This is a genomic window from Dongia soli, from assembly GCF_034044715.1.
Lineage (GTDB): Bacteria > Pseudomonadota > Alphaproteobacteria > Dongiales > Dongiaceae > Dongia_B > Dongia_B soli.
The window spans coordinates 1,198,796-1,224,823 of sequence record NZ_JAXCLW010000002.1 but is presented as its reverse complement, the minus strand read 5'-3'; the positions used below and the strand labels follow the sequence as shown (position 1 = coordinate 1,224,823).

Annotated in this window: 21 protein-coding genes and 2 pseudogenes; 14 read left to right on the top strand and 9 right to left on the bottom strand. The window is 57.6% G+C overall.

The features are described 5' to 3' along the window. Nucleotides 1-242: 242 nt before the first annotated feature. From SMD27_RS12155 to SMD27_RS12140, 4 genes are all read right to left on the bottom strand, one after another. Nucleotides 243-557, bottom strand: coding sequence for an autotransporter outer membrane beta-barrel domain-containing protein (locus SMD27_RS12155; RefSeq protein WP_320508629.1), 315 nt, complete (start codon nucleotides 555-557; stop codon nucleotides 243-245). Then, entirely contained in the window at nucleotides 497-3,481 is a 2,985-nt protein-coding gene (locus SMD27_RS12150; protein WP_320508628.1) for an autotransporter family protein, read from the bottom strand. The genes SMD27_RS12155 and SMD27_RS12150 overlap by 61 nt, the downstream gene beginning before the upstream one ends. Nucleotides 3,482-4,043: 562 nt before the next feature. After that, nucleotides 4,044-7,265: an efflux RND transporter permease subunit gene (locus SMD27_RS12145; protein ID WP_320508627.1), complete on the bottom strand. Its 3,222-nt coding sequence runs from the start codon at nucleotides 7,263-7,265 to the stop codon at nucleotides 4,044-4,046. 10 nt (nucleotides 7,266-7,275) lie between these two features. Continuing rightward, the gene (locus tag SMD27_RS12140; RefSeq protein ID WP_320508626.1) at nucleotides 7,276-8,472 is read right to left on the bottom strand and encodes an efflux RND transporter periplasmic adaptor subunit; all 1,197 of its coding nucleotides are present in this window, start codon (nucleotides 8,470-8,472) and stop codon (nucleotides 7,276-7,278) included. Nucleotides 8,473-8,776: 304 nt separating this feature from the next. Here SMD27_RS12140 and tnpA point away from each other — a divergent pair, with 304 nt between their 5' ends. The 3 genes and pseudogenes from tnpA to tnpC form a co-directional block, all read left to right on the top strand. Beyond that, nucleotides 8,777-9,184: an IS66-like element accessory protein TnpA gene (tnpA, locus tag SMD27_RS12135; protein ID WP_320508625.1), complete on the top strand. Its 408-nt coding sequence runs from the start codon at nucleotides 8,777-8,779 to the stop codon at nucleotides 9,182-9,184. Beyond that, on the top strand, nucleotides 9,181-9,528 hold the full coding sequence (gene tnpB, locus SMD27_RS12130; RefSeq protein WP_320508624.1) for an IS66 family insertion sequence element accessory protein TnpB: 348 nt from the start codon (nucleotides 9,181-9,183) through the stop codon (nucleotides 9,526-9,528). The genes tnpA and tnpB overlap by 4 nt, the downstream gene beginning before the upstream one ends. A 71-nt stretch (nucleotides 9,529-9,599) precedes the next feature. Further along, nucleotides 9,600-10,460 (top strand): annotated as a pseudogene (gene tnpC, locus SMD27_RS12125) (IS66 family transposase); the annotation flags it as partial. 12 nt (nucleotides 10,461-10,472) lie between these two features. On the opposite strand, the pseudogene SMD27_RS24165 reads toward tnpC, so the two are convergent. Together SMD27_RS24165 and SMD27_RS12120 are read right to left on the bottom strand one after the other, a co-directional pair. Continuing rightward, nucleotides 10,473-10,760: pseudogene (locus tag SMD27_RS24165) on the bottom strand (DUF4928 family protein); the annotation flags it as partial. Nucleotides 10,761-10,782: 22 nt separating this feature from the next. Continuing rightward, nucleotides 10,783-11,838 carry a hypothetical protein gene (locus tag SMD27_RS12120; protein WP_320508623.1) on the bottom strand — a complete coding sequence of 352 codons (1,056 nt, stop codon included), beginning with the start codon at nucleotides 11,836-11,838 and terminating at the stop codon, nucleotides 10,783-10,785. A 978-nt stretch (nucleotides 11,839-12,816) separates the two neighbouring features. Between SMD27_RS12120 and SMD27_RS12115 the strand changes: the two genes are divergently transcribed. Further along, complete coding sequence (locus tag SMD27_RS12115) at nucleotides 12,817-13,104, top strand: IS66 family transposase (RefSeq protein ID WP_320508622.1); 288 nt, start codon at nucleotides 12,817-12,819, stop codon at nucleotides 13,102-13,104. Nucleotides 13,105-13,391: 287 nt separating this feature from the next. Here the strand turns inward: SMD27_RS12115 and SMD27_RS12110 are convergent, their stop codons facing one another. Then, complete coding sequence (locus SMD27_RS12110; protein ID WP_320508621.1) at nucleotides 13,392-14,096, bottom strand: hypothetical protein; 705 nt, start codon at nucleotides 14,094-14,096, stop codon at nucleotides 13,392-13,394. Between the two features lie 351 nt (nucleotides 14,097-14,447). Here SMD27_RS12110 and SMD27_RS12105 point away from each other — a divergent pair, with 351 nt between their 5' ends. Next, complete coding sequence (locus tag SMD27_RS12105) at nucleotides 14,448-14,690, top strand: hypothetical protein (RefSeq protein ID WP_320508620.1); 243 nt, start codon at nucleotides 14,448-14,450, stop codon at nucleotides 14,688-14,690. 36 nt (nucleotides 14,691-14,726) lie between these two features. Here the strand turns inward: SMD27_RS12105 and SMD27_RS12100 are convergent, their stop codons facing one another. Both SMD27_RS12100 and SMD27_RS12095 read right to left on the bottom strand, forming a co-directional pair. Further along, on the bottom strand, nucleotides 14,727-15,458 hold the full coding sequence (locus SMD27_RS12100; protein WP_320508619.1) for an HpcH/HpaI aldolase family protein: 732 nt from the start codon (nucleotides 15,456-15,458) through the stop codon (nucleotides 14,727-14,729). 37 nt (nucleotides 15,459-15,495) lie between these two features. After that, a complete protein-coding gene (locus SMD27_RS12095; protein WP_320508618.1) occupies nucleotides 15,496-16,350 on the bottom strand; it encodes a LysR substrate-binding domain-containing protein in 855 nt (284 codons plus the stop codon). A 170-nt stretch (nucleotides 16,351-16,520) separates the two neighbouring features. On the opposite strand from SMD27_RS12095, the gene SMD27_RS12090 reads away from it, so the two are divergent. The 9 genes from SMD27_RS12090 to SMD27_RS12050 all read left to right on the top strand — a co-directional run bounded on the left by SMD27_RS12090 (nucleotide 16,521) and on the right by SMD27_RS12050 (nucleotide 25,899). Then, nucleotides 16,521-17,336, top strand: a complete 816-nt coding sequence (locus SMD27_RS12090; protein ID WP_320508617.1) for an ABC transporter permease — start codon at nucleotides 16,521-16,523, stop codon at nucleotides 17,334-17,336. 10 nt (nucleotides 17,337-17,346) lie between these two features. Then, complete coding sequence (locus SMD27_RS12085) at nucleotides 17,347-18,123, top strand: ABC transporter permease (protein WP_320508616.1); 777 nt, start codon at nucleotides 17,347-17,349, stop codon at nucleotides 18,121-18,123. An 18-nt stretch (nucleotides 18,124-18,141) separates the two neighbouring features. Next, complete coding sequence (locus SMD27_RS12080) at nucleotides 18,142-19,203, top strand: ABC transporter substrate-binding protein (RefSeq protein ID WP_320508615.1); 1,062 nt, start codon at nucleotides 18,142-18,144, stop codon at nucleotides 19,201-19,203. Nucleotides 19,204-19,257: 54 nt separating this feature from the next. After that, nucleotides 19,258-20,292: an ABC transporter ATP-binding protein gene (locus SMD27_RS12075; RefSeq protein WP_320508614.1), complete on the top strand. Its 1,035-nt coding sequence runs from the start codon at nucleotides 19,258-19,260 to the stop codon at nucleotides 20,290-20,292. A gap of 10 nt (nucleotides 20,293-20,302) precedes the next feature. Next, nucleotides 20,303-21,475 (top strand): mandelate racemase/muconate lactonizing enzyme family protein, encoded by a 1,173-nt coding sequence (locus tag SMD27_RS12070; RefSeq protein WP_320508613.1) that lies wholly within the window; start codon nucleotides 20,303-20,305, stop codon nucleotides 21,473-21,475. Then, complete coding sequence (locus SMD27_RS12065) at nucleotides 21,457-22,263, top strand: SDR family NAD(P)-dependent oxidoreductase (protein ID WP_320508612.1); 807 nt, start codon at nucleotides 21,457-21,459, stop codon at nucleotides 22,261-22,263. The genes SMD27_RS12070 and SMD27_RS12065 overlap by 19 nt, the downstream gene beginning before the upstream one ends. Further along, complete coding sequence (locus SMD27_RS12060; protein WP_320508611.1) at nucleotides 22,176-23,012, top strand: HpcH/HpaI aldolase family protein; 837 nt, start codon at nucleotides 22,176-22,178, stop codon at nucleotides 23,010-23,012. Before SMD27_RS12065 ends, SMD27_RS12060 begins: the two co-directional genes overlap by 88 nt. A 98-nt stretch (nucleotides 23,013-23,110) precedes the next feature. Further along, nucleotides 23,111-24,724 carry a GMC family oxidoreductase gene (locus tag SMD27_RS12055; RefSeq protein WP_320508610.1) on the top strand — a complete coding sequence of 538 codons (1,614 nt, stop codon included), beginning with the start codon at nucleotides 23,111-23,113 and terminating at the stop codon, nucleotides 24,722-24,724. Further along, nucleotides 24,721-25,899, top strand: a complete 1,179-nt coding sequence (locus tag SMD27_RS12050) for a mandelate racemase/muconate lactonizing enzyme family protein (RefSeq protein ID WP_320508609.1) — start codon at nucleotides 24,721-24,723, stop codon at nucleotides 25,897-25,899. The genes SMD27_RS12055 and SMD27_RS12050 overlap by 4 nt, the downstream gene beginning before the upstream one ends. Nucleotides 25,900-26,028: the final 129 nt, after the last annotated feature.

Below are 26,028 nucleotides of genomic sequence, written 5' to 3'. Positions count from 1 at the left end.
TGATTGGCCTCCAAAAGGGACCACTTTGACGGTGGTGTTCAGACTGTCCCCCGACGAGATCGGAGGGGTACAGGGATGCTGGTTGTGGAGACAACTGCAAAGATCCGCAGGCCCCTCGCTTTAGACAATCTGAAGAAACTGGTGCAAATCGGCCACCTAAGACGTTCACAGTTGCTTGATCCGAGAGTCCTGGGTAATGGCTGATGAACCTCACCTATCCGCGATGAACGTCACCTCACCCATCAAAAATTCCAAATCAAACTGGCGTTGAACGTGTGGTTGTAGCTGTCCTTGGCCGCCTGGCCGTCATAGCCGAGGCCGAGCGACAGATTGCGATCGACGGTGAGATCTATGCCGGCTTCCGCCACCAGCGAGTTGCGGGCGATCGGCAAACCCTGTGACTGGAAGCTGTCGCTGCCCTCGAAGCGGACACTGGTGCTCGGGGTCACATCACCAAACAGATGCTGCCAGCCCAAGCCACCCCGCAGGTTGAGGCTCATGCTGTCGAAGCGTGCAACCTCGCCATCGACCCGCAGGCCCAGCAAGCTATAGGGCATGTCCTCCTGGCTGCTCTTGCCGTCGAGCGCCGCCGCGCAACCTTATCCTTGAAGCTGCCGCTCCACAGATGGGTGTACCCGAAACCGGCATAGGGCTCGATCACAGTGTTGCCCACGGCAATCGGATAGCCTGCTTCGGCGAAGACTTGCAGCAGATGGGCGTCGTAATTCGATTTCAGGTTTTCATCGACGGTGCCGAAATCGACATCGCGTTTGATCTTCACATGATTCCAGCTATAGCCAAGGCCACCGCGCAGCGCGATCGGCCCGACCTGGCCGCTGCCATAGGCGCCCACATGAAGGCTGTTGATATCGCCATTGCTATCGGCCTGATCGACCCAGCTATGGCTATAGCCACCCAAGGCACCGACCCGCCAATCGTCACCGACCGCGATATCGGCGCCGATCACCTGGCCGGCCGTCACCCGGTCGAGCGCCTCGGCATTGCTGTCGCTGTCGTCATGACCGAAGCCGCCCAGGCTCTGCATCCAGAACTGGATGCCGTCCGACTTGCCATTTTCCATCGGCATGTCGCTGGCCGTCGACTGGTCATTGGCCGCCGCGAGCTGGCCATCGAGAATGTCGCTGCCGACATGCGCCGCGCTCACTTGCGTCTGTGCCTGCTGACCCGCGGAAACCTCATGCAGCCGGCCCATCATCATATTGGCGAGCGCCCGGCTGTTGTTGAGGACCGCGTTCTGGGTATTGGCATGGGCATCGCCGGCCAATTGCTGGAACGCCTGCTGCGCCCCCGCCGCATCGAGATCCAGCACCGCATCATAGAGCGTGTTGCCGGAACCGAGGCTCTCCACCGCTTCCGCTGCGCCCTGCTGGTTATGCGATACCGCCACATCGGGAAAGGCCGTCGCGTTGCGCGTCAGGATCAGATGGACCTCACCCGGCGTCGCGTAATCGAGCGCGCCTTGCAAGAAAGCGAGATTGGTCGACACCGTGCTGTCGAAAATCGTCGACATGGAACCGTAGGTCAGGATCGTATAATCCTTTGAATCGGCATAGCTGCCGCTGCCAGCCAGCACCAAGACCTGGGCACCCTGCGCGTCGACCGTGCCGGTGACATGCAGCGTATCTCCAGCCGTCGGCGTCACCCGCGCCTGAAAGAGCGAACCGGCCGACATATTCAGATCACCGGTGATCGTGCCATGGCCGCCAACCGCCGCACCGCCGGAGACATCGACACCGGAACTCAGAGAGCCATCAACCCACAAGGTGCCGCCATTGACCGTTGTCCCGCCGCTATAGGTGTTGGCGCCATTCAGCACCAGCGTGCCGGCATCTTCCTTGATGAGGCCGATGCTGTTGCCGCTGCTGCCGCCCGAACCGGCTTCATCGGCGATGACATCGTTCACTGTCTGCGTCACCCCGGCATCCGGCGCATAGGTGAGCGAGGCGCCCGCCCCCTGCAGGAAGATGCCCGACCCGAAGGCCGAGCCGGCGGTTCCGCCATTAGCGCCTGAACCGGCCGAGACGCTGCCGCCATCGATGGTCAGCGAGCCTTCGATGACGATCTGGCCGCCATCCTGCACGAAGATCGCCCCGCCCATGCCGCCGCCGCCACCGCCGCCGCCGCCGTAGATGCCATCGGCATTGCCGCCCTTGCCACCGCCGAAGCCACTGCCGCCGCCGAAACCACCGCCGCTAAAGCTGAGGCCGCCGCCACCGCCGCCGCCGCCGAAACCACCGCCGCCGCCATTACCCGCACCGGTGGAGCCGTAACTGGCACCGCCGCCACCGCCGCCGAAGCCGCCACCACCGCCCGTGCTGCCTGAACCGCCAGCACCTTCGCCAGCGCCGCCGCCACCGCCGCCGAAGCCACCGGCGCTGCCCGCACCACCATTGTTGCCATAGCCGCCGCCACCGCCGCCGCCGCCAGTACCGCCGGCGCCGGCCGCGCCGCCTTGACTACCCGCGCCGCCACCGCCGCCGCCGCCGTTCATGCCGCCGGCACCGCCGGCACCGCCGTTAGCGGCGCTACCGGCGCCGCCACCACCGCCGCCAGTCCCGCTGCTGTCGCCGCCACCGCTGCCGGGATAGTTGCCGCCGGCACCGCCACCGCCCGAGCCGGCACCACCACTGGCACTGAAGCCGTCAGTTCCGCCGGCGATGTCGCCGCCACCGCCGCCGCCAAGGTCGCCGGCGCCGCCATTGCCCGTGACGCCGCCGCCGCCGCCACCACCACCGAGGCCGTCGCCATCGCCGCCGGTACCGCCGTTACCATTGACGCCGCCGCCACCGCCGCCGCCCCAATTCCCGCTACCGCCATCGCCATTGACGCCGCCGCCGCCGCCGCCGCCGTGAAGCCCGTCGCCGCCATTGCCAGCCAGGCCGCCGCCGCCACCGCCGCCACCGCCCAACAGCCCGCCGGCAGAGCCGTCGGCAACGCCGCCGCCATTGCCGCCGGCCGCCTTATTGCCATCGAAACTGACATCGCGCAGCGTGACCGTGGCGCCCGCCCCGACGAAAACACCGCCGCCCGCCCCGAGGCCGCCGCCGCCACCACTGCCAAGAGCATCAGCGCCGGCGCCAGCGCCGCCCTGCGCCTTGGTGTTCTGCACCGAGACCGTATTGATTTCCACAGTGCCGCCGGTGACGAAGAAGCCGCGATAGGCATTGCCGCCATCGATCGCATGGCCGCCGCCATTGATCGTCACATCTGTGGTGATTGCCGGCAGGTTGCCGCTCAGCGTGATATCGCCGGTGACATTGATCACCGGGTCAGATCCCGCACCGCTGATGCAGGCGGCAAGGCTTGCCTGGTCGCCGGCATCGCAGGCCAAAGCCGATTGCCCGGGATAGGTTGTCGCCAATGTCGCTGTGAAGGAAAACACCAGCGGCGAGGCCGCCATTATCAATCGTTGCCGCCGGCCGCCCATCGCCGCCGCGGTTCCACCAGCCTTGCCACCCATTGCTCTGCCCCCAATTCCCGAAACTCAAAGCTGGGGCAGGCGGCCCGGCTGCACTAATTGTATTCAGCCAGCAGTCGCACTCGCTTTCGCGCGTCTTCTGCCGGACCCCCCAAATTTCGGCAGACGCTACCTAAGGCAAGTAGCATCAAAAACATGACAGAACAAGGAAAGTAAGCCGATTCTACGGGTTTATCATCTCGCCGGCATGGCACATTTCCCTTGCTCCTTAATAATATTTTTGCGGGATAGAAAACAACATGGTTAACAGATCGCCATGCCTGTTCCTCAACCGCAGACCCCGCCGCCGACTGTCGGCCTGCGCCGGCGGGGATCAAGGCCGAGGGTGACAAGCGGGGGATGGTTGGCGCGGTGCAGCGCGACGACGCGTTGGCTCTATCAAGTCTCGCTCAGTCGCATGTAGACGTATCGGGCCATTCAATCGTGCCAATTTGAACATTCGGTGCGCGCGTAGGTCCTGCAGTTTGAGTATCGAGTGCAAGTTTGTCCCTGACAGCGCTTAGTTCATCATGTCCGCCGGAGTCCTATGTCGTCCCTAAAGCCATCACGCTACGTCTCGCGCCGGCGCGGTGGGGGTGGCCGCGGATGAGTCGGCGGCGGCATGTCCTCCAAGGCGGGTGCGCAGGCGCTTTACCCGCGTGGCAATCCAGTCCGCCATGAGGCGATTGATGACGTAGAAGCTCGGCGTGAAAATCAGCCCGAAGAAGGTCACGCCGATCATCCCAAAGAACACCGCGACGCCGAGCGCCTTGCGCATCTCCGATCCGGCGCCGTCCGCGATAATGAGTGGAAGCACGCCCAGGATGAACGCGATCGACGTCATCAGGATCGGACGAAGACGCTGGTGGGCCGCTCGGGTCGCAGCTTCCCAATGGGTCAAGCCTTCGGCTTCGCCTTGTCTCGCGAACTCGACGATCAGAACCGCGTTCTTCGCGGCGAGACCGATAAGCACCACGAGGCCGATCTGCGTAAGAATGTTGTTGTCCATTCCGAGCAGGTTGATGCCCAAGATCGCGGCGAGGAGGCACATTGGAACGATGAGGATCACCGCCAGCGGCAGTACAACGCTCTCATATTGAGCTGCCAGAAGCAGGAAGACGAACAGCACGGCCAGCCCAAAGACGTAGATGCCGGTATTGCCCGCTTGCTTCTGCTGGTAGGCGAGCTCGGTCCACTCGATGCCCATCCCCTTCGGCAGAACGCGCGCCGCTATCTCCTCCATCGCCTGCAGCGCCTGGCCGGACGAATAACCTAGGGCGGCCCCGCCCTGTATCTCCGCGGCCGGGAACATGTTGTAGCGGACGACGCGATACGGGCCGGATTGCTTTTGAACATCCGCGATGGCGCCCAGCGGAACCATCTTTCCACTTTCCGAGCGGGTGCGGAGTTGAAGGATGTCAGCGGCCGATTGCCGGTACGAAGTGTCCGCCTGGGCGATCACCTGCCAGGTGCGGCCGAGGTAATTGAAATCGTTGATGTACGTCGAGCCTAGATAGGTGCCGAGGGTCGAGAATATGCGATCCACGGGCACGCCGAGCTGCTCCGCTTTCTCTCGATCGAGCGACAGGTGGAGACGTGGCGTCCCGGTGTTGTAGGTCGTAAAAACGCGTTGTAGCGCAGGATTTTTGTTCGCTTCGGCGATCACAACCTGCGCCGCCTTCTCAAGGGCTGCGTAGCCCAGGCCGGTGCGATCTTCCAGTTCCATCTTGAATCCGCCGGCGGTACCGATGCTTCGGACCGATGGTGGCGAGATCACCAGTACGTTGGCGCCAGTAATATTCGAAAAGGCCTTGCGAAGCTTGTCCGCAACCTCGTCGATCGTCGCCTTGCGCTCGGACTGCGGTTTCAGGTGAACGGGAATAAGGGCCGTGTTCGAGGCGTTGGAGTAGGTCGCGCCGTCAAACCCAGCAAAAGTCAATGAGTGCTCGACCTCGGGAACGGTAGCCGCTGCAGCTTGGACCTCTTTTGAGATTTGCGTCGTCCGTTCGAGCGACGAGCCAGGAGGCAGTTGGAGCACGTTGAGCAGCAGGTCCTGGTCCTGCGAAGGAATGAATCCCTGCGGCGTGACGTAGAAGCGCCACCCTGTCATGACGATGAGCACGCCATAGATGACGACGAGGATCACGAGGCGCCGGACAAGCTTGCTGCTGAGACGCCCGTAGTGAACCGACATTCGGTCAAACAGGTGATTGAACCAGGCGGCAAATCGGCCTGGAAAGCCGAGAATGCCGGGCTTGGACTCTGATCGTTGGCCGGCAGGTTTGAGCAGCAACGCCGCCAGTGCCGGCGACAGCGTCAGCGAGATGAAGGCCGAGACCACGGTTGCCGATACGATCGTCAACGCGAACTGCTTGTAGAACTCGCCCGAAAAGCCAGGAATGAAGGCTGTCGGCAGGAACACGCCGCAGAGCACGAGGGCGATGGCCAGGAGCGCGCCTGACACTTCACTCATCGTCTTGTGAGCCGCCTCCTTGGGCGAAAGATTTGCCTCGACGATGAGCCGCTCGATGTTCTCTACCACGACGATCGCGTCATCCACGACGATGCCGATCGCCAATACCATTCCGAAAAGCGACAGGGTGTTCAGCGAGAAGCCGAACGCGGCCATAGTAGCGAAACTTCCGGTCAGGGAGATCGGGATGGCAATCAACGGTACGATTGCTGCTCTCCAGCTTTGCAGGAAGAGCAGGACGATCGATGAGACCAGCAGCAGTGCGATAAAAAGTGTGTCCTTCACGTCCCGGATGGAGTCTGACACGAAGTCGAGCGGATGGTGGGCGACGGAATAAGCCATGCCTGGCGGAAAGTCCTTCGACAGCTCGGCAACGAGGGCCTTAGCTCGTTCCTCGGTCGCAAGCGCGTTGGTTCCGGGTTGTTGTTTAACGACCAGGCCGATTGCATTGCGGTCGTTCAGGAAGGCATTGGTCGAATAGTCCTGAGCGCCCAGCTCGACTCTCGCCACGTCGCGCAGTCGGGTTAGTCCGCCGCCGTCACGCCGCTTAACAACGATATTGCCGAATTCTTCCGGCGTGGCGAGACGTCCTTCGGTATCCACGCCAAGTTGATAGGCATTGGCCTTTGCACCAAATGGCGGCTGGCCAATGATGCCGGCTGCGACCTGGGCATTCTGGGCGCGAATGGCGGAGATGATCTCATCGACCGTCAAATTCCGCGCTGCCGCCTGATCTGGATCGATCCAGACCCGCATCGCGTATTCGCGCCCGCCGAAGCGCACCGTATCGCCCACGCCGGGAATTCGCTTGATGCGATCGTTGATCTGCAGGGTCACATAGTTCGAGATGAAGTCGGTATCGAGCGAGTTGTCGGGAGAGTAGAACGCGAAGCCCACGAGGTCTTCCGCGGAGACCTTACGGACAGTCACGCCGATTTGCCTGGTCTCCTCGGGTAATCGCGGGAGCGCCTCGTCAACCCTGTTTTGCACGAGCACCTGTGCTTCATTGACATCCGTGCCGATTGCGAACGTGATGGTGATCGCAACCGAGCCTTCCCCGACCGAAGAGCTTGACATGTAGAGCATGTGCTCGACGCCGTTGATTTGCTGTTCGAGAGGAACGGATACGGTCGACGCCATCGTCTCCGCAGTCGCACCGGGAAACCGCGCGGTGACGACGACCGTCGGCGGCGCGACCTCCGGATATTGACCGACCGGCAGGGACGGGTAGGCGACAAGACCGGCAACGGTGATCAGGACCGCGAGCACTGCCGCGAAGATCGGTCGTTCGATGAAGAAATGCGGAAAGCGCATTGATCGCTCCTCAGTGCTCGTCGGAGACAGTCGCGACGGACGGCTCGGGCGCATTGACTGGCGGCATCGCCGGGCCGGCGTCTGCATTGCGCGCCTCGATCGTCGTGTGGCGTGGGACGACTGCCATACCCGGCTTGAGCTGCGTGATATGGTCGAGGATAACGAGATCGGTGGAAGCAAGGCCGTCCTTTACTACCCGCAGCCCGAGAGCCTCCGGCCCCAGCTCGACCGTTCGCTTTGTGACGGTGCCATCGCGCGCGAGGACGAGAACCTCCCTCAGTGACTGTTCGGTGATGATCACTTCGTCGGGTACGAGCATGGCGCGATAGCTGCCGGATCCGAGAAGGCGTGCTCTTCCGAACATTCCGGGGGTCAGAAAATGATCGTGGTTGTCGACGACGGCGTGAGCCTGGATCGTTCCCGAATCAGTATCGATGGCGTTGTCGACGAACGCCATCATGCCGCGATGAGAGAAGCTGGTTTCATCGGACAGCCTGATATCGATGGGGTTTTCAAAGTCTCTCGAGGTCTGACGTTGGCCCTGCCGCGCCTGCCGGAGATATTTCAGATAAAAGCTCTCGGCGCCGTCGAAAACGAACCAGATCGGGTCGAGCGACATGATCGTTGTGAGCATGGTGGTCCCCGCCTCGACATGGTCTCCGATCGAGACGCGACGGCTCGAAACGCGCCCGGCGATAGGGGCCCGGACGGTGGTCCAATTGTAGTTCAGTTCGGCAGTTTCCAATGCCGCCTGCGCGGCATGGAGTGCGGCGGTCGCCGTCTGGACCCGCGTCTGGTCGGTCTCCAGTTTCTCCCTGCTGACCGTACGATTCGGTTCGAGGGCCGCCGATCGTGCCTCCATCGCCATTGCGTTCTTGCGCGTGGCCTCCGCACTCTCCACCGCCGCCCGCGCCTGATCGAGCTCGGCCTTGTAGGGCTGCGGATCGATGACAAAAAGCGGCTGGCCCTCCTGGATAGGTTGGCCGTCGCGGAACAGGATCTGCGTCACTTGCCCGGTCACTCGCGCGCGAAGCTCGACCGACTGCGGCGCCTCGAAATGGCCGATATATTCGTCCCAATCGACGACATTCCTCAAAAGAGGATTGGCGACGGAAACCGTTGGTGGCGGAGGCGGAGTAGGCGGCGTTTGGCGGGAGCAGGCACTGACGACGACCAACGCAGCGACAGCAGCCGGAATACGAAGCATGATCACCCCCTTTTGGCGGGCGCTTTGATCGCGCCACGACCAGAACTTAAGGGAAGTCTCGCAAATTTCGAGACTTGATTAGCTCAAAAAGATGCCCAAAAGGATCAATGTGGTGCTCGGAGCGATTGTGGTTGCTTCATAGTGCTCTAGTCGGCTCAAAGACTTCGAGCTCCAGCTTCACGCCGAGCGCTTTGTATATCGTAACCGTACGGTCCCGGCCGCCTTCCAATCCCCATAGCTTTGCCTGAGACTGTCGATATCAGGTGGGCATAGTGTCCACGTATTTTATTGATGGACACTTGCTATGGGCAAAGCTGAGGCTGGGCCGCGCCGCACCCGTCGGCGCTGGAGCGAAGAAGAGAAGCGCGTCATCGTAACTGAGACTGGGCTTCCCGGTGCCTCGCTTGCCGCCGTCGCTCGGCAGCACGATCTGAATGCAAACCAGCTATTTGGGTGGCGTCGACAGTTCAGTTCTGACGGCCAGCCCGAAGCGTCCGTTGAGCCGCAATTCGTTCCGGTCGAAGTCTCGGGTGGTTTCCCCAATACACACGCCACTGCCGACATCCCAGAATTGCCTCGGCCACGGAAGCCCGACCGGCGCCAGGGTATCATCGAGATCGAGTTTCCGAGTGGTGTGCGGTTGCGCTGCGACCAGCATGTCGACCGGCAAGCCTTGGCACTGGTCGTCGATGTCTTGATGGCGCGCGCATGATCCCGGTTCCGGCCAATACCCAGGTCTGGCTGGCGGCAGGCAAGACCGATATGCGCAAGGGCTTCGACGGCCTCGCCATGCTGGCCCAGTCGGTGCTGGCACAAGATCCGTTCTCGGGCCATCTCTTCGTCTTTCGCGGGCGCTGCGGCGACTTGGTCAAGGTGCTGTGGTGGGATGGACAGGGCATGTGTCTCTTCGCCAAGCGGCTCGAACGCGGCAGCTTTGTCTGGCCATCACCGGCGGATGGCCGGATTGCCATCACCCAGGCGCAATTGGCGATGCTGCTGGAAGGTATCGACTGGCGCACGCCGCGTCGAACCTGGATGCCTCTCACGGCCGGATAAGTGCCCGTTTCCGGCGTGCTGTTTGACATTGTGGATTCACGAGACCGGCCTGCAGAAGTATGATGGTGACGATGGCTGAGATCGTCACATCTTCCCCTCCAGACAGCGCCACTCTGCTTCAGCTTGTCGCCCAGCGGGAGGCAGAGATCCGCGCGAAAGACCTGCTGATTGAGAAGCTGAAGCTGCAACTTGCCAATCTCCGGCGGCATCGTTTTGGCTCGAAGTCTGAAGCCCTGGACCATGTCATCGAGCAACTGGAGTTGATGCTCGAGGACATTGAGGCGTCCGAGGCGGTGAAAGTCGTACAAGCCAACTTTGATAGTCCCGCCGCGCCAACCAAGACCCAGCCGAAGCGCAAGCCCTTGCCGGAACATCTGCCAAGGGAAGAGATCGTCCTCAGCCCGGGCGATACCTGCGCACAGTGTGGCGGTCACCTCCGGAAGATCGGCGAGGATGTTTCCGAGACCCTGGAATACGTTCCGGCACGGTTCAAGGTGATCCGAACGGTCCGCCCAAAGCTCGCCTGTCGATGCTGCGATGGTGTTCTGCAGGTCGCGGCCCCCGTGCTGCCAATAGAGCATGGACGGCCGGGTCCTGGCCTGTTGGCCCATGTCCTGGTCTCGAAGTATGCGGATCACTTGCCGCTTTATCGGCAATCTCAGATCTATGCCCGCGAGGGCGTCGATCTGGAGCGCTCCACCCTGGCCGACTGGGTCGGCAAATCCGCCTCCTTGCTTACGCCTCTGGTTGATGCCATCGGCCGCCACGTCATGGCGGGAACCGCCATTCATGCCGACGATACGCCGGTCAACGTGTTGGCGCCCGGCACCGGTACCCCGGACCGGACGGTTGTGGGTCTATCTCCGCGATGAGCATGATTGGGGCGGCACGGCCCGCCGGGGGCCTGGTATCGCTTCACCGAGGACCGCAAGGTCAATGAGTGAATTGTATTTATCTATAATCTTCTGCGCAGAGTGATGGCGCTTCGCATTTCGAAACTCAGACATCTCTATCAGATTTGAGACCATGAATTCCTCAAAGCCTAAGACTTCAATCTCTCCAAGTCTGCCTGCATTTTCGGTCAGGTCCTTGGCTCCGCGAGTTCTGTCGTGAAGAGTCACGATGATCGGTGACTTACCCGCATGGATGTTCTCATTGCATCTTTGGATAAGTCTTTCTGAAGGGGCGGTCGTCACATGCAGCGTAAGCGTCAGCCGGTGACCGCCTTTCATTGATCGCCATTGCCCACTCTTTTCAAGTAAACTGAATGCGCATCCCGCACATACCGAGCATGATCACCGTCGCGACGAGCCCGGCGACGATCGTGCCGCCGACCATAAACCGGTCGGCAAACTCCTTACTGAGGCCATGCGCTATCATAACCCCTCGGGCGCCGGCAGCAAGATGCGCGAGGACGAAGAAAACGCCGAGCCAATAGTGCGGCACGAGGCGGATGTTCCAGCTGTCATTGACGAGCCCTGTGGGCGCGCCTGTCGCGAAGCCCCATCCAGTGTCGATACCAAGATATGTCCGTGCGAAAATGAAGACCGAATCCATGTGGCCCACAACGTAAAATGCAAGATAGACGCCTGATCCGATTTGGAAGGTGCGGAAGCGGTCACTGGGTGCCGCGGTCAACCGCCAGACGAAGAACAGGCCCGAGCAAACCTGGAAAAGGACGAGCGCGACCACTAACGGCTGGAGGATGTTGTTGCGATATACGTGGCGGAACACCTTCATCACCGCATCGTACGTTTCCTGGCCCGCGGGAAACATCAAATGGTTGGTGAGATGGAGCGCTAGAAAAACCATAATGAGGGTGAGTGCCGCGACACCGTGGGCAATACGGAGAAATGCCGGAATAGAGCGCGGCGAGATCGACGCCGGCGCGCCATTGTCGGGGCGAAGTAGAAGCAGGAACGCGGTCATCCAACACGCGACCCATAGGTAGGTATCGGGTACCGGATCGTGCAGCATGGTGAGAACGACGCCGACGAAGGTGAACAAGGTCGGCGCCGCGATGGCAAACAGTGCTGTGCGCTTTGCGTACAACTGCACCACAGACGGACGACGGATCTCGGAAAAGGACATCGCGACGAGCATAGAGATAAGTGACGAGGCAAAGGCCAGGGCAAGCGATGCTGCTGCGGTGAACCACGATAAGATAGAGGCGTCTGAGGCGACGATGTGCGAGACGCTGGCGTTGAAGCCTTCCAGTGCGAAGGGATAGAGCAGTGCTGCAAGTGGGGGCAGCAACATCGGGAGACGCGCCATCGCGCCACCAGTCCTAGAGCAAACTGTGAGCGACATGATTGCCTTCCTAGCGTTGCAGGGACTCCTTACTCCACGACCTCAGCTGTTTGTCGCTGAAATCGGTCGGTCACCCAGGCCATTATCATCACGTTCTTAGAGCTCAATCATTTCCACCGGTGCGCCCACACGGCGAATCCCAGCTACCTGCATCTCCCGTCTCCGAGGTTTGACCACCGCGCCGATGCGGAAGTTATTATCCTTTGCTGCAGTGAATGTATGTAGTCGAGCGAACTTGAGGGGCCTGATTGTGTGTCCAAACGTCCTTTGATTATCTTCGGTGCTCATAGACTCGTTCTTGTGACCAGAGGTCGGAGAGCGCCTTGGTGTAGCTGGAGGCGACGCTGGCGTAATTCGCATGCTTGGCTGGTTGCCATAGATCCGGTGAGACAGCTGGATTGTTCCTGCGCAAATCCGCCTTCAGCTCGAAGCAGAGACGATTTAGCACATATTCAGGACCATATGAGCAGAGCAGCTGCCTATTCTCTCGTAACACAAGCGCACTACCTGAATGTCGAATGTGAATGTGCAGCCAAGGCTCCGATCAAGGAGAATTGGGAAGTTGAACTGGCCATCGGGTGATTGAAAACTAGCACCTGTCCCCGCGTAGGCGCATCGGCAGATGACTTTGACTTCGGTAAAACATGATCTCGGCAACATGCAGTAACCTGCGCGATCGCGCGAAACCAAGATGAATATCGAACAGAGCCGTCGACGCGCCGATTAGATTTGTAGTTTTTCTGGTGCAATTCTAGCGATTGAAGACTCAGATGGTGTTGGGAATACAGATGGCAGCGCCAGGTCGATTTCGTCCGCTTTGTAAGCAAGGCAGTACCGACCATGGTTTACATCAAGGAGGCCGAGCATTCTGCCAGCTTGCGAGCGTGAAATAGGGCGAGGTTTAGGCGATTCTATCGGTTGCTAAACACAAGTTGCGTTTAGCTTCACCGAGAGCCTTAGAGGGTCGGATTTCAGGCTGTGTGTCCCCCGCAATCGGCGCTTACCCGCAAGGGCAAGTGGCCCCGGCAGCACCTCAAGGACTTCGAGGGCTGGCTGCATGCCGATGGCTATGCCGGGTTCGAGGAGCTTTATCGAACAGCCAAGATCAAGGAGGTCGCCTGTCTGGCGCACGTCCGGCGCAAGTTCTTCGACATCCATCTGGCGCAGGGCTCTGCCATCGCCAAGGAGGCCCTGGAGCGGATCGCCGAGCTCGCACCTATCAAGGCCACCGTGGAAGCCCCAACACCCTGTTTCAATCGCTTCTAGCCGCTGGTCTATCCTGTCAAGCGCCGTGTGTGCTCAGCTTGCGTGCCTGCGGTTGAGGGATGTGTAGACGCCAGCGGACGCGATCAAAGCGGAAGCGCCCAGAGACACCGATATTGGATACCAAAAGGTGGGATGGACAATCACAAACGGTATCAAGCCGACTGCCAACGCAGGTGGCATATGGACCTTGAACGCCCTCAAAATCGCAATCGAACAAACCATCGTGAACGAAACTCCCAAAAAATCGGCGTGAAGTGTAGAGTTGGCAAACAAGCCGACCGAGGCTGTCAGGAAACATACGAGAGGAAACAGTACCGGCCGCGACATCCAGCCCGGAAGCTCTGGGTGGCCAAACAATTCGTAGGCCACGACAATAAGGGGGGAAACAAGAGAAATCGTAAATCAGTTGCTTGTGCCGCCGCACCAGAGACCAATACAAATCCCGTCAACGCGAAAATCCAAAATTTATCTTTGGGTGGCGTTTCGGCAGCGTCAATAATTTGACTCTCTTTTTTTCCTTCAGACAAGTAAATATGAGGATCGAATTGCTTCCAAAGGGTCAGTGCAGCTGCAAGCGCAACAAGTCCTGAGAAAATGGCGATGGGATAGACCCAACTTGTCACCCCGAGAACCATTGGGAGCACGCCTGCGGAGATCGCTGCCCCAATATTCGACCGCAGCAATTTGATGGTAATAAGACTAAGAAGAGTAATAGCTGTTATAGCGAATGCGCCATATTCCCAATAACGGGTGACGATCACACCTAGCGCCGCGGTTATGGTCGGGGTAATGATCAGCCTGACAGGTTGAGTTGCCCATTTTCCTCTAGGACGGGAAAATACATCGAACGATAACGCCGCAATTTCCGGAAATAGAATCAACGATATTCCCGTGGAACCTGCAGCAAGGCCAATTCCTCCCGAAAACATTACGGCAAGAAATTCGGCAAATAGTTTGACCAAATTTTCACGGCGTAAAAGCGTCTTTTTCATTCTACCGGTGCGCCCGACGAAGTTTCGCATTTAGGAATGCGCCACCAGCCAGTGCGAGAAAGGTAAAGATTGCTTTTCTATTCATACTGCTCTCTCCTCGTCAATTGCATTGGAAGGACCAGGCGATGCCAATGGACGGCGCACCATCGCTAAACTCAGGTTGCGGCCATATGCTGCCTCAAACAAACGATCCGGGGGTCGGCAATTGGTGTCCCACGATCCAAAAAATCCATACCCTGCGGCCGGAACATCATCGACACTTCACCGATTAGCCGGCGTGCACGCTCGGGCACGGCGTGAATTAAACACAGACGATTTGCCTGAGGATTGATCTAATCAGGGAGAATACTGATGTTTGATATAAAAAATCTGAGTCGATTGAAGAAGCTGGACGAGAGCGGACCCGATAGCATCAAAGCCTTCTGGGTTTTCGACAATGCCGTGTTTTCTGAAGGCGCTCTCTCAGTCCAACAGAAGAAAATCATCGCGGTTGCGGTCGCGTCTCGTCAGGCCCTGCACGGCTTTCGGTTTCGTCGATTCAAGGTATTAGGGCTGTTCTGGTCGGGGTCCCACTTCGGTGCTGAAACACAGTGAGGCGGCGTTCAGCTTCCTGGAACCGTGATGCCTAAATCACTTATTTAATTGCTGTCGAAGAGCGTGAAATCCGGCTGAAAGTGCGGATAGATCATCACCCAATGTAACGAAAGCTGGTCGGAAGGGCAGTGCAGCCTTTCGCAGCGACGGATTCGCGACGGGCACCCCCCAATGCTTTCCGGCCTCCCGTGCCGCGGTAGCAATAGCAACGAGATCGGTAATGTCGGCCTCCGTTCCGCCGAAAGCTCCACGCCTTCTGGCCACTGAAAGGTCAGCGGGTCCCATGAATAAGCCATCGACACAGGGCAAGCGGGCAATGGCAGATGCTTCCATCAACGCGCGCTCCGTTTCGATCATTGCATAGCAAAGTCTTTGGTTCTCAGCGGCCAGGAATGCGTTGTCCGCGCCTTGATATCTCTGAGTGCGACTGTATCCGACGCCTCGACTGCCCAAGGGCGCAAATTTTGCGTATTCGGTAACTTCGCGCGCGTGTTCAGTGTCTCGCAGCTGCGGCAAGATGATCGCATCGGCGCCGATATCGAGGGCATTCTGGATATTGGATCGTGTGGCTTCGGCCAAACGTACGTAGGCTTTCAGGCCAATCGCCTGGCAAAACGGTAGCAATCGATCGAGCGTTTCCAAATTGATCGTGCCATGCTCCATGTCAAAGAGAACAATTTCGAAATCTGCGAGCTTGGCGATCTCGCAGGCTTTTTGATTATCCGTTTCGAGCCAGAAGGCGGCAGCGGGTACAAATTTCTCTGTCATGATCGTCCTTCTTAATTCTCAGAATCGCGGCCGAGCACTATGCAATGCTCTTGCGGATATGCGTCGCAAGCGCGTGGGCAACCGATTCGAATTCCTTGTCTCTGAAATAAATGACGACATCAGCGTCAGCAAGTTTGGGTAAGCTATATTCCGGTCCGAGAATACGGAGGCCCTCTGTTACTTCAGTCTTTCCCATCGCCGTGATGCCGAGGCCCGCGATGACTGACGCCCGAATGCCTGCCATTGTGCTGCTCGTGCAAACGGAGGCCCACTGCTGGCCACTTTTGTTAAGAGCTCGTATCGCCGCCCTTCGGTAAAAGCTTGGCTCCGGAAGCGTTACCAGGGGCAGCGGAACTTGTACCGAATTCGATGTGCTGCTCGAGGCCACCCACACGAGTTGCTCCGACCAAAGTGGCACGGCATCCGGCACATCTGCTTCGGATGCGATCACGATGATGTCCAGCCGTCCCTGCAGCATCTCGATCAGGAGGTGATTGCTCAGTTTCACCTGAACCTGCAAATTTGCGTCGGGGAATACCTTGGAGAATGAGTGCAAAACCGCAGGTAGTCGGTAGTTGCCCAGCTCCTCCAAGATACCGAGCCGAATAAATGTCTTGATCTTCGGCGAGGTGAGCCGGGCAAGGGCTTCATCATGAAGCGCAATGATCTGCCGGGCATATTCAAGAAGGATAAGTCCGGCGGGGGTTAGCGGAACGCCACGCATACCGCCGCGCTCGAACACCTTCGCGCCGACACGTTCCTCGAGACGCTTAATCTGCAAACTGATCGCCGGTTGGCTGCGGCAGAGCACGTCGGCCGCCTGCGAGAAGCCACCCGCCTGATGGACGGTGGCAAAGGTTCGCAAGAGATCAATATCGAGGTCCGCCGTCATTCCTATATTTCAGTTTGTTATGCTTATTATTAATCTAATAAATTTGTTAAATATTCTAAGACTTCATATTCTTTCTGACAAGCAGGGACGGAGTTGAACCATTGGGTCGAAAAGCAAATAGCCAGGCAGTTCACTCGAAAAGGCAGTTCCTGTGCTTTTTGATGCCGCCATTGCTGACGCTGATTGTGCTCTTTGTGGCGCCGATCTCGCTGATGGCGATCTATAGCTTTTGGACCACCGATGAGAACTATCTGGTCCAGCAACAAATACAGCTTACCCAATATCAGGCGATCTTCTCGGACCCAATCTATCTCGGCACGCTGGTCTCCTCCGCCTATATGGCGTTGCTGACAACGCTCGCCTCGCTCGCGCTGGCGTTGCCGCTGGCTTATTTCATCGTCCGGTTCGTGCCAGTGCGGTGGCGCGTCTTGCTGGTTTTGGCGCTGATTGTGCCCGGCTGGGTCAGCGTCCTCATTCGCACTTATTCCTGGAATCTCGTAATTGGGGAATCCGGCCTGCTGAATTGGGCGCTTGGCTCGCTGGGGTTTATCGATGAGCCAATCAAGCTCCTTTTCACCAAAGCTTCTGTCGTCATTGGCCTGGTTTACATATACCTGCCGTATATGCTCGTGCCTATCTACGCATCCATCGAGCGCCTCGATGATTCAGTCCTGGAAGCGGCAGAGAACCTCGGCGCAGATCCAGTTCGCCGTTTCATCTATGTGACATTGCCGCTGATCGCTCCCGGTATTCTGGCGGGCTGCGTCATCACCTTCATTCCCGCCATCGGTGAATACGTGGTTCCGAATATGCTAGGGGGCCTAAAGGGCATGATGTATGGCAATCTTATCACCACCGCCTTCTCGGATTTCAATTGGCCGCTCGGCGCAGCACTTTCGATGGTGTTACTTGCCAGCATCCTAGCTTGTTTGCTGATCGTGGGGCGCTTCCTCAATATCAACCGCAATTTGCTTGGGCAGCAGTAGGACGAGTGACATGTTGGCCCGCTGGCTACTCGGACTTTTCACACTTCTCGTCTATATGATCATCTATCTGCCGATTGGACTGGTGGTTCTGACGAGCTTCAACGAGGCGACCATTACCACCCTGCCGATCCAGCATCTGACATGGCACTGGTATGGGGCGCTTCTCCAGAACGCTAAAACGCTGCAGTCTTTGTGGACAAGCCTTCAGGTCGGTGCGGCCTCGACGTTGATTGCTACGACGCTTGGACTTTTTGCCGCTCTGGCAATCGTGCGCCACGAATTCCGCGGCAAAAGCGCCTTCATATTGCTGACGACACTGCCGATGCTGGCGCCCGGCATCATCATGGGGGTCTCGCTCCTGCTGTTCGCCCGCTTCGTGGGTTTCCAGGCGGGCTTCTTCGCGGTCCTCTTAGGTCACATTCTCCTGGCGCTGCCATACTGCACCTTTATCCTCATTTCGAGTTTGGCGCGGTTCGACAAGTCATTGGAGGAAGCGGCACGCGGCCTCGGCGCAGGCGAGCTTGGAGTGCTCTTTCGGATCACAATACCAGGCATCGCGCCGGGCATTATCGGTGCGGCACTTTTTGCATTCACCATTTCAATCGGTGAATTCGTTGTCAGCTTCTTCTTGACGACTGCAGGCACAACCACGCTGCCAATTCGAATCTACTCCATAGTCAAGGTTGGCATTACACCGGAAATCAATGCCGTCTCGGCATTAATCCTGGTGGCAACACTGGTTCTCAGTATTGCCGCCTTCCGTCTCACTTTGTCAGAGAGAAAATAGAGCGTCAGGGAGGAAAACATGAATCGACGTCAAATGCTCACCGTGTCTGCCGCAGCGATCACGGTCGGACTCAGCCGCAAGGCGTGGGCTGAACAAAAGATCGGCGGCGAAATCAACGTCTTGAGCTGGGGAAACTATGTTGACTATGCGCTGCCCAGCTTCGAGAAAAAATACGGGACCAAAGTCAATATCGACTACTACGCTGATGAAAAAGAAGCCATGAACAAGGTTCGGGCTGCTGGTCTCGGCACATATGACGTGGTCTTCCTCGGAGTCGGTCAGGAGGAAGTTGCAATGAAGCAGGGCCTGATCGATCCCATCGATGTCTCAAAGCTGACGAACTTCAAAGACCTCTATCCTCAATTCCAGAAACCGAAGGCAGATGGTGTCTACGATCATGTGACTTACTCATGGGGCACCAACGGCCTGATCGCCTACAATCCCGAAAAGACCGGCGGACGGATCACCTCCTGGAAGGATGTCTATTCAGGCAAGTATAAAGGCCGTATCGGCAAGATCGATAAGGCCAATGAACAGGCGTATCGGACCATCTTCCAGGCTGGCTACACCTATGGCCCATTGAGCGACGACCAATGGAAGAAAGTGGCGGAAACGCTTGCGGCGGATATGAGCCAGGTCAGAACCGTCTACCAACATTACGACGAAATGGCGCAGCTTCTGGCGACGGGGGAGATTTGGATCGCCGACACCGATGACGGCGGCTTCCGACAGGCAAAGGCCAAGGGACTTAAAATTGAGCTCGCTTATCCTGAAGAAGGGTTCATCGCTTGGTATGATGGACCCTGCCTCATCAAGGAAGCACCCCATCCAGAGGCGGCCTACGCTTTCATCGACCATGTAATCTCGCCCGAAACCCAAGCTCAACTTGGCAAGGCAGTTGGATATTCACCGGCAAACGCCAAAGCGGTTGCACTGATGGACAGCGACACGAAACGCACCCTCGACCTCGATAACCTGACGGCAAACATGTCGCATGTTCAGTTCCAGCGCGATCTGGGAGCCGCCTACGAGCGGAAGGCGACCGAAGTTTGGCAGAAGGCCAAGGCTAAAGCTCAGTAGGAATTGGTGGATCGGGCGATAAAGCGTCCGATCCTCAACTCGTGGCGGTGAATAGTGACGTTACAACTGGAAAATATTGAGAAGTCCTTCGGCGCAGCGCGCGCGGTTAAAGGAGTCAGCTTCTCGCTTTCGCAAGGTGAGGTGCTCAGCCTCCTTGGGCCATCGGGCTGCGGAAAGACAACAACCCTTCGAATGATTGCCGGATTCGAAGAACCGACGGCTGGCACGATCACACTGGCTGGTCGGGACATCACCCACACCCCCGCGCGAAAGCGGAACATCGGTATGGTGTTCCAGTCCTACGCACTCTTTCCGCATATGAGCGTTGCGGACAATGTGGCCTTCGGTTTGAAAATGCGCAATATCAGCCGTGCGGATCGCGATACGCGCATCAAGGAGGCGCTAGACATCGTGCGGATGAGCCAGTTCGCAGACCGTTCTCCAAAACGCTTGTCGGGTGGCCAGCAGCAGCGCGTCGCGCTGGCAAGAGCCCTCGTTATAAAGCCCGATATTCTGCTCCTTGATGAACCACTTTCCGCCCTTGACTTAAAGTTGCGGGAGGAAATGCGCGATGAGATTAATCGCATCGTCCGGGAACTCAAGATCACAACAGTCTTCGTAACGCATGACCAAAGCGAGGCGCTCGTTCTATCCGATTTTGTTGCCGTGATGAACGGTGGTTCAATCGAACAGCTCGATACGCCGGACCGCCTCTATCGCTATCCACAGACAGCGTTCGTGGCGGATTTCATCGGCGGCGCAAATGTCATCAAGGGGAGTATCAATGGGAATCGTACGTTCGTCTGTTCCGGCGGTCAGGTGATCAACCTGGCAGATGATCCTGCAGGCAATGTAGAGCACATCGCTATCCGGCCGGAAGACATACAGCTCGTCAAATTGGGCGCGGCTGCCGAACTGACGGGGCGAATAATTCAAACCCGGTTCCTCGGCGGAGTCACCGAATACGTTATCACTGACAGCGGCATTTCTATGACGGTCCGAAGCAACAGCTACACCACCTTCAAAGTCGGGGATGTGGTCGGCCTTAAACTCCATCCGGAACGGGTGGTCTGTCTGCGAAATAAATGAGCGAGCAAGCATGAAGATCACAGGAATCGAAACATTCTGCCTCAGATACCGGATGCCGTATGCGCTGACTTACCCGCGTGGTGAGTATCAGGAACGGGAGGCTGTCCTTGTCAAGGTTCATACGGATGACCCAAATATTTATGGTTGGGGCGAAGCCGCTATGTGGGGTGGGCCATTTTCAACCACGACCACGGTTCTCGAGAAGCAACTTCAGCCGCTCATAGTCGGCCAGGATCCATGCTGCCCTGAGTTTCTTTGGGAGAAGATCTATCAGGAAACTTACTATCACGGCCGCAAGGGCATCCTCTTGTCCTGCCTGTCCGGTATCGACATTGCCTTGTGGGATATTCTGGGCAAAGTCGCGGGACAACCGCTCTGGCGGCTGCTTGGAGGGTTCGCACGGCCAATCAAGGCTTATGCTTCGTCGGGATATTACCGGCGCGATTACGGGCTCGATGCTCTCGCAGCGGATGTCGGAAAAGCGAAGTCTGCCGGGTATCGCGGATACAAAATGAAGGTTGGAAACCTCGGCGCGGCTGTTCATAGTCGTGTGCTGCATGAAACACCTCTGCGGGTAAGCTTCCAGGAAGACATCGCACGCGTCGAAGCTGCACGACAGGCGCTCGGACCAAATCTGGATCTGATGTGCGACGCAACGACGTCGCTTGATGCCAAAACAGCCATGGCCTATGCGGATGAATTCGAACGTATTGGCGTTCGATGGTTTGAAGAGCCGACGCAACCCGAAAATATTTCTGGCTGCGCCGAGCTGGCCCGCCGCACGCGGATCCCAATCGCAGGCTTTGAAACAGAGACGAACAAGTTCAATTTCGCGGCCCTGATGGATGCAGGGGCAATCCAGGTTGTTCAGCCGGATGTAATCCAGGTCGGTGGCATTACCGAAGCGAGGAAGATTGCTGCCTATGCGCAGATGCGCCACCTGACTTTCTCATCCAAAAACTACAGTACCGCGGTAAGTTTAGCTGCCTGCATCAATCTGCTTTATGCCTTGCCCAATGCCGATTTCTTCGAGTGTGATGCAGATCCATCACCGTGGCGCGAGGAGTTTCTCAAATCTCCTCTTTTCACCTTTGATGATGGCATCGTTCAGCCTTTTGACCGCCCCGGCCTTGGCCTCGATATAGATGAGGTTGCCCTCTCCCAATGGGTCGTGCAGCCATGATAGGTGAAACCTTCAACAACGACCTCTATCGAGGCAAAGTCGCGCTGGTCACCGGCGCGGCCACCGGAATTGGAGCGGGAATTGCCTTCGAATTCGCGAAGCTCGGCGCGAATGTCATATTGCACGATCTCGACCTTGAGCGGCTTAGCAACGTGGCTGAGAAAATAGCTCGGCTTGGCGTCACAGCTACCCGCATCGGAGGTGACTTGGCCCTTCCGGGCGTTGCCGAGAAACTCTTTGACCAAGCCTTGGCCGCGCATCCGCGAATCGACATCCTCGTCAATAATGCCGGACGATCTTGGGGTGTCGAAACAAACGATATCAGCGCTGATCGCACCAACGAATTGATGGAGCTGAATGTCAACAGCGTCCTATGGCTCTCGAAGCGGTTTATCATGCATGCGCAAGCCAGAGGTGGCGGCGGTTCGATTATCCAGATTTCATCGACAGCAGGCATCACCGGCTTCCAGCGGCGAGCGGTCTACTGTGCGAGCAAGTTCGGCGTCATTGGTTTGACAAAGGTTCTGGCGCTGGACCATGCAAGGGATAACATCCGCATCAACGCCATTCTTCCGCATGTCGTTGAAACCGATATGTTTCGCACAGTTGCTACACCCCAAGACTCGGCAAACTGGAAGGCCGCGATTCCGATGGGGCGCTTTGCCCAGGTTGAGGATGTCGCCAACTTGGTGATGTTTCTTTGTTCCCCCGCTGCAAGCTATTTGACTGGTGGGCTCTATCCAGTCGATGGTGGCGCGATGGCAGGTCCCTTTGGAGCAGATGCATGACTGTTATTCGTTTGGCAGGTCGCCATACAGAACTCGCCTTTTGGCTTATGACACCAAACGAGAATGCATGTGAGATTGCAGCTATTCTTGGCTATGGGACCGTCATAATCGACATGGAGCACGGGACCTTCGAGCCATCAACGGCGGCGCGAAGCGTCACCATTGCCAAAGCTTTAGGCCTAACCGTCTACACCCGGGTCGACAGCGCCGAGCGCGTTCCGATCCAGCATGCGCTGGATTTCGGCAGCGACGGTGTCATCCTCCCGCAAATCGAGAGCCTTAAGCACGCCAAGGCGGCGACGGCTTTCGCGAAGTTTCCGCCGCTAGGTACGCGGGGCTTTGGCGGTGGCAAGACGGTCAATTACATGCCTGCGCCGCGGCAGTTTGTTGAGGCCGAAAACCGGCGCATCAAATGTTGGGCGATGATCGAAACGGTACAGGCATTGGAGGAAGTTGAAAAAATCGCTGCCCTTGATACCGTCGATGGTCTCTTCATTGGCCCCAACGACTTATCGCTCGCTCGGGGGCGAGGTGAATACATGGCGGATGGCCGTGATCATGACGATATCAAAAGAATAGCTTTGGCAGCCCGCGCCAATGAAAAGCCATGGGCGATGCCGATTGCCAGTGCGCAGGACCTGGAGTTTGCCCGGGGTTTGAATATCGACTTCATGGCGATGACGGACGACCTCACCGCCCTGCGGGACGGTTTGGCCGCAGGATTGCAATTGCTGGGAACAGTCGAGTGATCAGTCGCAATCCACAGGCGGTGGCGTGATGCCTGTAGCGGCCCGTGGGCGGTTAAACAACATCTCATTTTAGCGAACAAGTGGCTCGCCTAGCGGCAATGGAAGAATTCGATTTTATCGTTATTGGAGCGGGTTCGGCAGGCTGCGTCGTGGCGAATCGACTTTCTGCGAATCCTCGGCTCTCGGTCCTTTTATTGGAGGCCGGGGGAAGCGACCGGTCTCCTGTCATCAAAATGCCTGCTGCAACCGATCTCTACGGGATTGGCAATCCGAAATATGATTGGCGATACTTGACGGAGCCGGATCCCACTCGAAATGACAGAAAGGACATCTGGCCGAGGGGAAAGGTGCTTGGTGGCAGCAGTTCCATCTGCGGCCTTGTCTATATGCGAGGTCAGGCCAGCGACTACGATAGCTGGGCCGCGCTTGGCAACACAGGATGGTCTTATACGGATGTGTTGCCCTATTTCAAACGCAGCGAAACCAACGAGGCCGGGGGAAATGAGTTCCGTGGCGGTGACGGCCCACTGCGGACATCGCATCTTCGAAGCTGCCATCCTCTCGCTTACAAATTTGTCGATGCGGCTATTGCAACAGGGTTGCCGCGAAATCCAGATTTTAATGGTAAAACCCAGGAAGGTGCTGGTTTAGTTCAGGCAAACCAGATTTTCGGAAGACGCCACAGTGCAGCCGACGCTTACCTGAGGCCCATCCAATCCCGCAGCAATCTGGAGATCCGAACCAAGGTGAGGGTGGGAAGGATCGTTTTGGAAGGGCGCCGGGCTTGCGGGGTCGAGGTCTTCCGGCCGGACGGGTCAGCCCAGAAAATCCGTGCACGACGAGAAGTTATTTTGAGCGCCGGGGCAATCGCATCGCCACAACTCTTGATGCTCTCCGGAATTGGAGACGGGGCCGAGCTGGCGGGTCGTATTTCGATCAGTCATCACTTGCCCGGTGTGGGACGCAACTTGCAAGACCACGTTGGCGTCTATCTAACTTATAAGGTTGATCAGCCAACCTACAATTCGGAAAAAGGAATATTTCGGTCGGCACTCCATGGTTTGAATTGGCTGTTGAGGGGGAAGGGGCCCGGCACAGCGCCAGGCGCCCAAGCGATGGCATTTGTGAAATCGAGCGCCGATCTCCGGGATCCGGATCTGCAGCTACATTTCACGCCCATCGGCTACAAACTCACCCCGGACGAACTCATCGTGCTTGATGAGCCCGTTGTCACGGCAATCCCAAACGTCAGTCGTCCTAAAAGCCGAGGACGCATTGAGTTGCGCAGCGCTGACTGGCGAGATGCCCCTCTGATCTACAGTCGATTGCTCGACGATCAATCAGATGTGACGGTTCTCACGGCGGGATGCCGCTACATTCGGAAAATTTTTGCTGCACAACCCATGGCCCGACATGTTGTCGAGGAGCTGTCCCCAGGACCACAGGCGGAAACCGATGCCGACTGGGAGGCTTTCTTGCGTCGCGACAGCGTTACGATCTTTCATCCGGTTGGAACCTGCAAAATGGGCGAGGATCCTATGGCTGTCGTGGATAATAAGCTTCAGGTTCGTGGGATCGATGGTCTGCGTGTGGTTGATGCATCCATCATGCCTCATCTGGTCAGCGGCAATACCAACGCGCCGTCAATGATGATTGGGGAGCGCGGCGCGGACTTCATCCTTGCTGATCTTGGATCGAAGGACCCAAAGTGAAAATTGACTCGGTTGATCTCTTTTTTCTGCAAATGCCGGAGTCGGATCCGGCATACAAAATTGTTAGAGACACCCTTCTTGTTCGCGTACGAGCTGGTCAGTGCGAAGGATGGGGAGAATGCGAAGCGGCACCGTTTGTTTCACTGGCATCATTCATAATGCCGCAATCACATGAGACTTGTCGGCCGATCAATGCGGCACTCCTAGGTCAAAAGATTCAAGATCCCTCGGATATTTATCGACTCATTGATCTTGCACGAAGCTCAACTGGCCATTTGCTTCAAGCACCCCACGCCTTTTCCGGCGTTGAGATGGCGCTCTGGGATGTGGTTGGAAAAAGCCTGGATGAACCGGTCTACAGCCTTCTCGGTATCAAGACCGTACATCGCAGGCTGCCTTATGTCGTAGCGCCTTTTGGAGAGACCGCAGAAGAAACCCACGCTCGCGTGGCTGAAATGAGCTCCCGGGGTTTTCATGCGGTCAAAGTCGGCTGGGGTCGATTTGGTGAAGGGAATTTGAAAGGCGACCGCGAACACCTGGTGGCAGCTCGAGAGGCACTTGGGCCAGATGGGCGGCTGTTTCTGGATACGGGACAAATTTGGAAGAACAACGCTTCGAGCGCGCTACGATATCGATCTATTATCGACGAAGCCAACATTGAATGGATCGAAGAGCCATTTCATCCGGCTGCAACAGATGCATATTCGGACTTTACTACATTGATGGGATCGAGCCGCGTCGCGGCAGGGGAACATCTACATGATGTCCACAGTGCTTTGAAATTTCTCAAGGAGAGTAGGGTCGGAGTCCTTCAAATTGACTGTGGCCATCTCGGTGGAATTGCTCCTGCTCATGAAATTTCAGAGCAAGTTGGGGCCGATGGAGTAAAGATTATCAACCACACTTACACCTCGCACTTGGCGCTCAGCGCTTGCTTGCATGCGCTTGCGGGCCATGCAGGATCGGATCTCTGTGAGTACCCGTTCAACGACTCATCACTTTCCTGGAAGATTAGCCGAAATCATCTGTTTGCTGGACAAGATGGCTTTATTTCATTGTCCGAGGGTCCGGGGCTCGGAATACAGATCGATCTCGATGCCGTCGACAGTTATAGCCAGGACTTGGAAATTCGCTTGTCGAACCGTGTCTTGTATTCGACCCCGACCGCCAGGTAGAACCAAGAACCATAGATGGACGGTGCCCGCGCATCGCTGATCAGCGCCGGCTAAGCAGTTTCAGCCGTTCACGAGTACTCAAGCATCATGCATGTGATGAACGGACACATACCCACTTACTGATGCGCA

Bases quoted from the DNA above. Each gene is read 5' to 3' on its own strand.
- SMD27_RS12150 (WP_320508628.1), bottom strand. From the start codon at position 3,481: ATGGGTGGCAAGGCTGGTGGAACCGCGGCGGCGATGGGCGGCCGGCGG.
- tnpA (WP_320508625.1), top strand. From the start codon at position 8,777: ATGGGCAAAGCTGAGGCTGGGCCGCGCCGCACCCGTCGGCGCTGGAGC.
- SMD27_RS12080 (WP_320508615.1), top strand. From the start codon at position 18,142: ATGAATCGACGTCAAATGCTCACCGTGTCTGCCGCAGCGATCACGGTC.
- SMD27_RS12095 (WP_320508618.1), bottom strand. From the start codon at position 16,350: ATGACGGCGGACCTCGATATTGATCTCTTGCGAACCTTTGCCACCGTC.
- tnpB (WP_320508624.1), top strand. From the start codon at position 9,181: ATGATCCCGGTTCCGGCCAATACCCAGGTCTGGCTGGCGGCAGGCAAG.
- SMD27_RS12155 (WP_320508629.1), bottom strand. From the start codon at position 557: ATGCCCTATAGCTTGCTGGGCCTGCGGGTCGATGGCGAGGTTGCACGC.
- SMD27_RS12145 (WP_320508627.1), bottom strand. From the start codon at position 7,265: ATGCGCTTTCCGCATTTCTTCATCGAACGACCGATCTTCGCGGCAGTG.
- SMD27_RS12140 (WP_320508626.1), bottom strand. From the start codon at position 8,472: ATGCTTCGTATTCCGGCTGCTGTCGCTGCGTTGGTCGTCGTCAGTGCC.
- SMD27_RS12070 (WP_320508613.1), top strand. From the start codon at position 20,303: ATGAAGATCACAGGAATCGAAACATTCTGCCTCAGATACCGGATGCCG.
- SMD27_RS12120 (WP_320508623.1), bottom strand. From the start codon at position 11,838: ATGTCGCTCACAGTTTGCTCTAGGACTGGTGGCGCGATGGCGCGTCTC.
- SMD27_RS12100 (WP_320508619.1), bottom strand. From the start codon at position 15,458: ATGACAGAGAAATTTGTACCCGCTGCCGCCTTCTGGCTCGAAACGGAT.
- SMD27_RS12065 (WP_320508612.1), top strand. From the start codon at position 21,457: ATGGGTCGTGCAGCCATGATAGGTGAAACCTTCAACAACGACCTCTAT.
- SMD27_RS12110 (WP_320508621.1), bottom strand. From the start codon at position 14,096: ATGAAAAAGACGCTTTTACGCCGTGAAAATTTGGTCAAACTATTTGCC.
- SMD27_RS12105 (WP_320508620.1), top strand. From the start codon at position 14,448: ATGTTTGATATAAAAAATCTGAGTCGATTGAAGAAGCTGGACGAGAGC.
- SMD27_RS12085 (WP_320508616.1), top strand. From the start codon at position 17,347: ATGTTGGCCCGCTGGCTACTCGGACTTTTCACACTTCTCGTCTATATG.
- SMD27_RS12055 (WP_320508610.1), top strand. From the start codon at position 23,111: ATGGAAGAATTCGATTTTATCGTTATTGGAGCGGGTTCGGCAGGCTGC.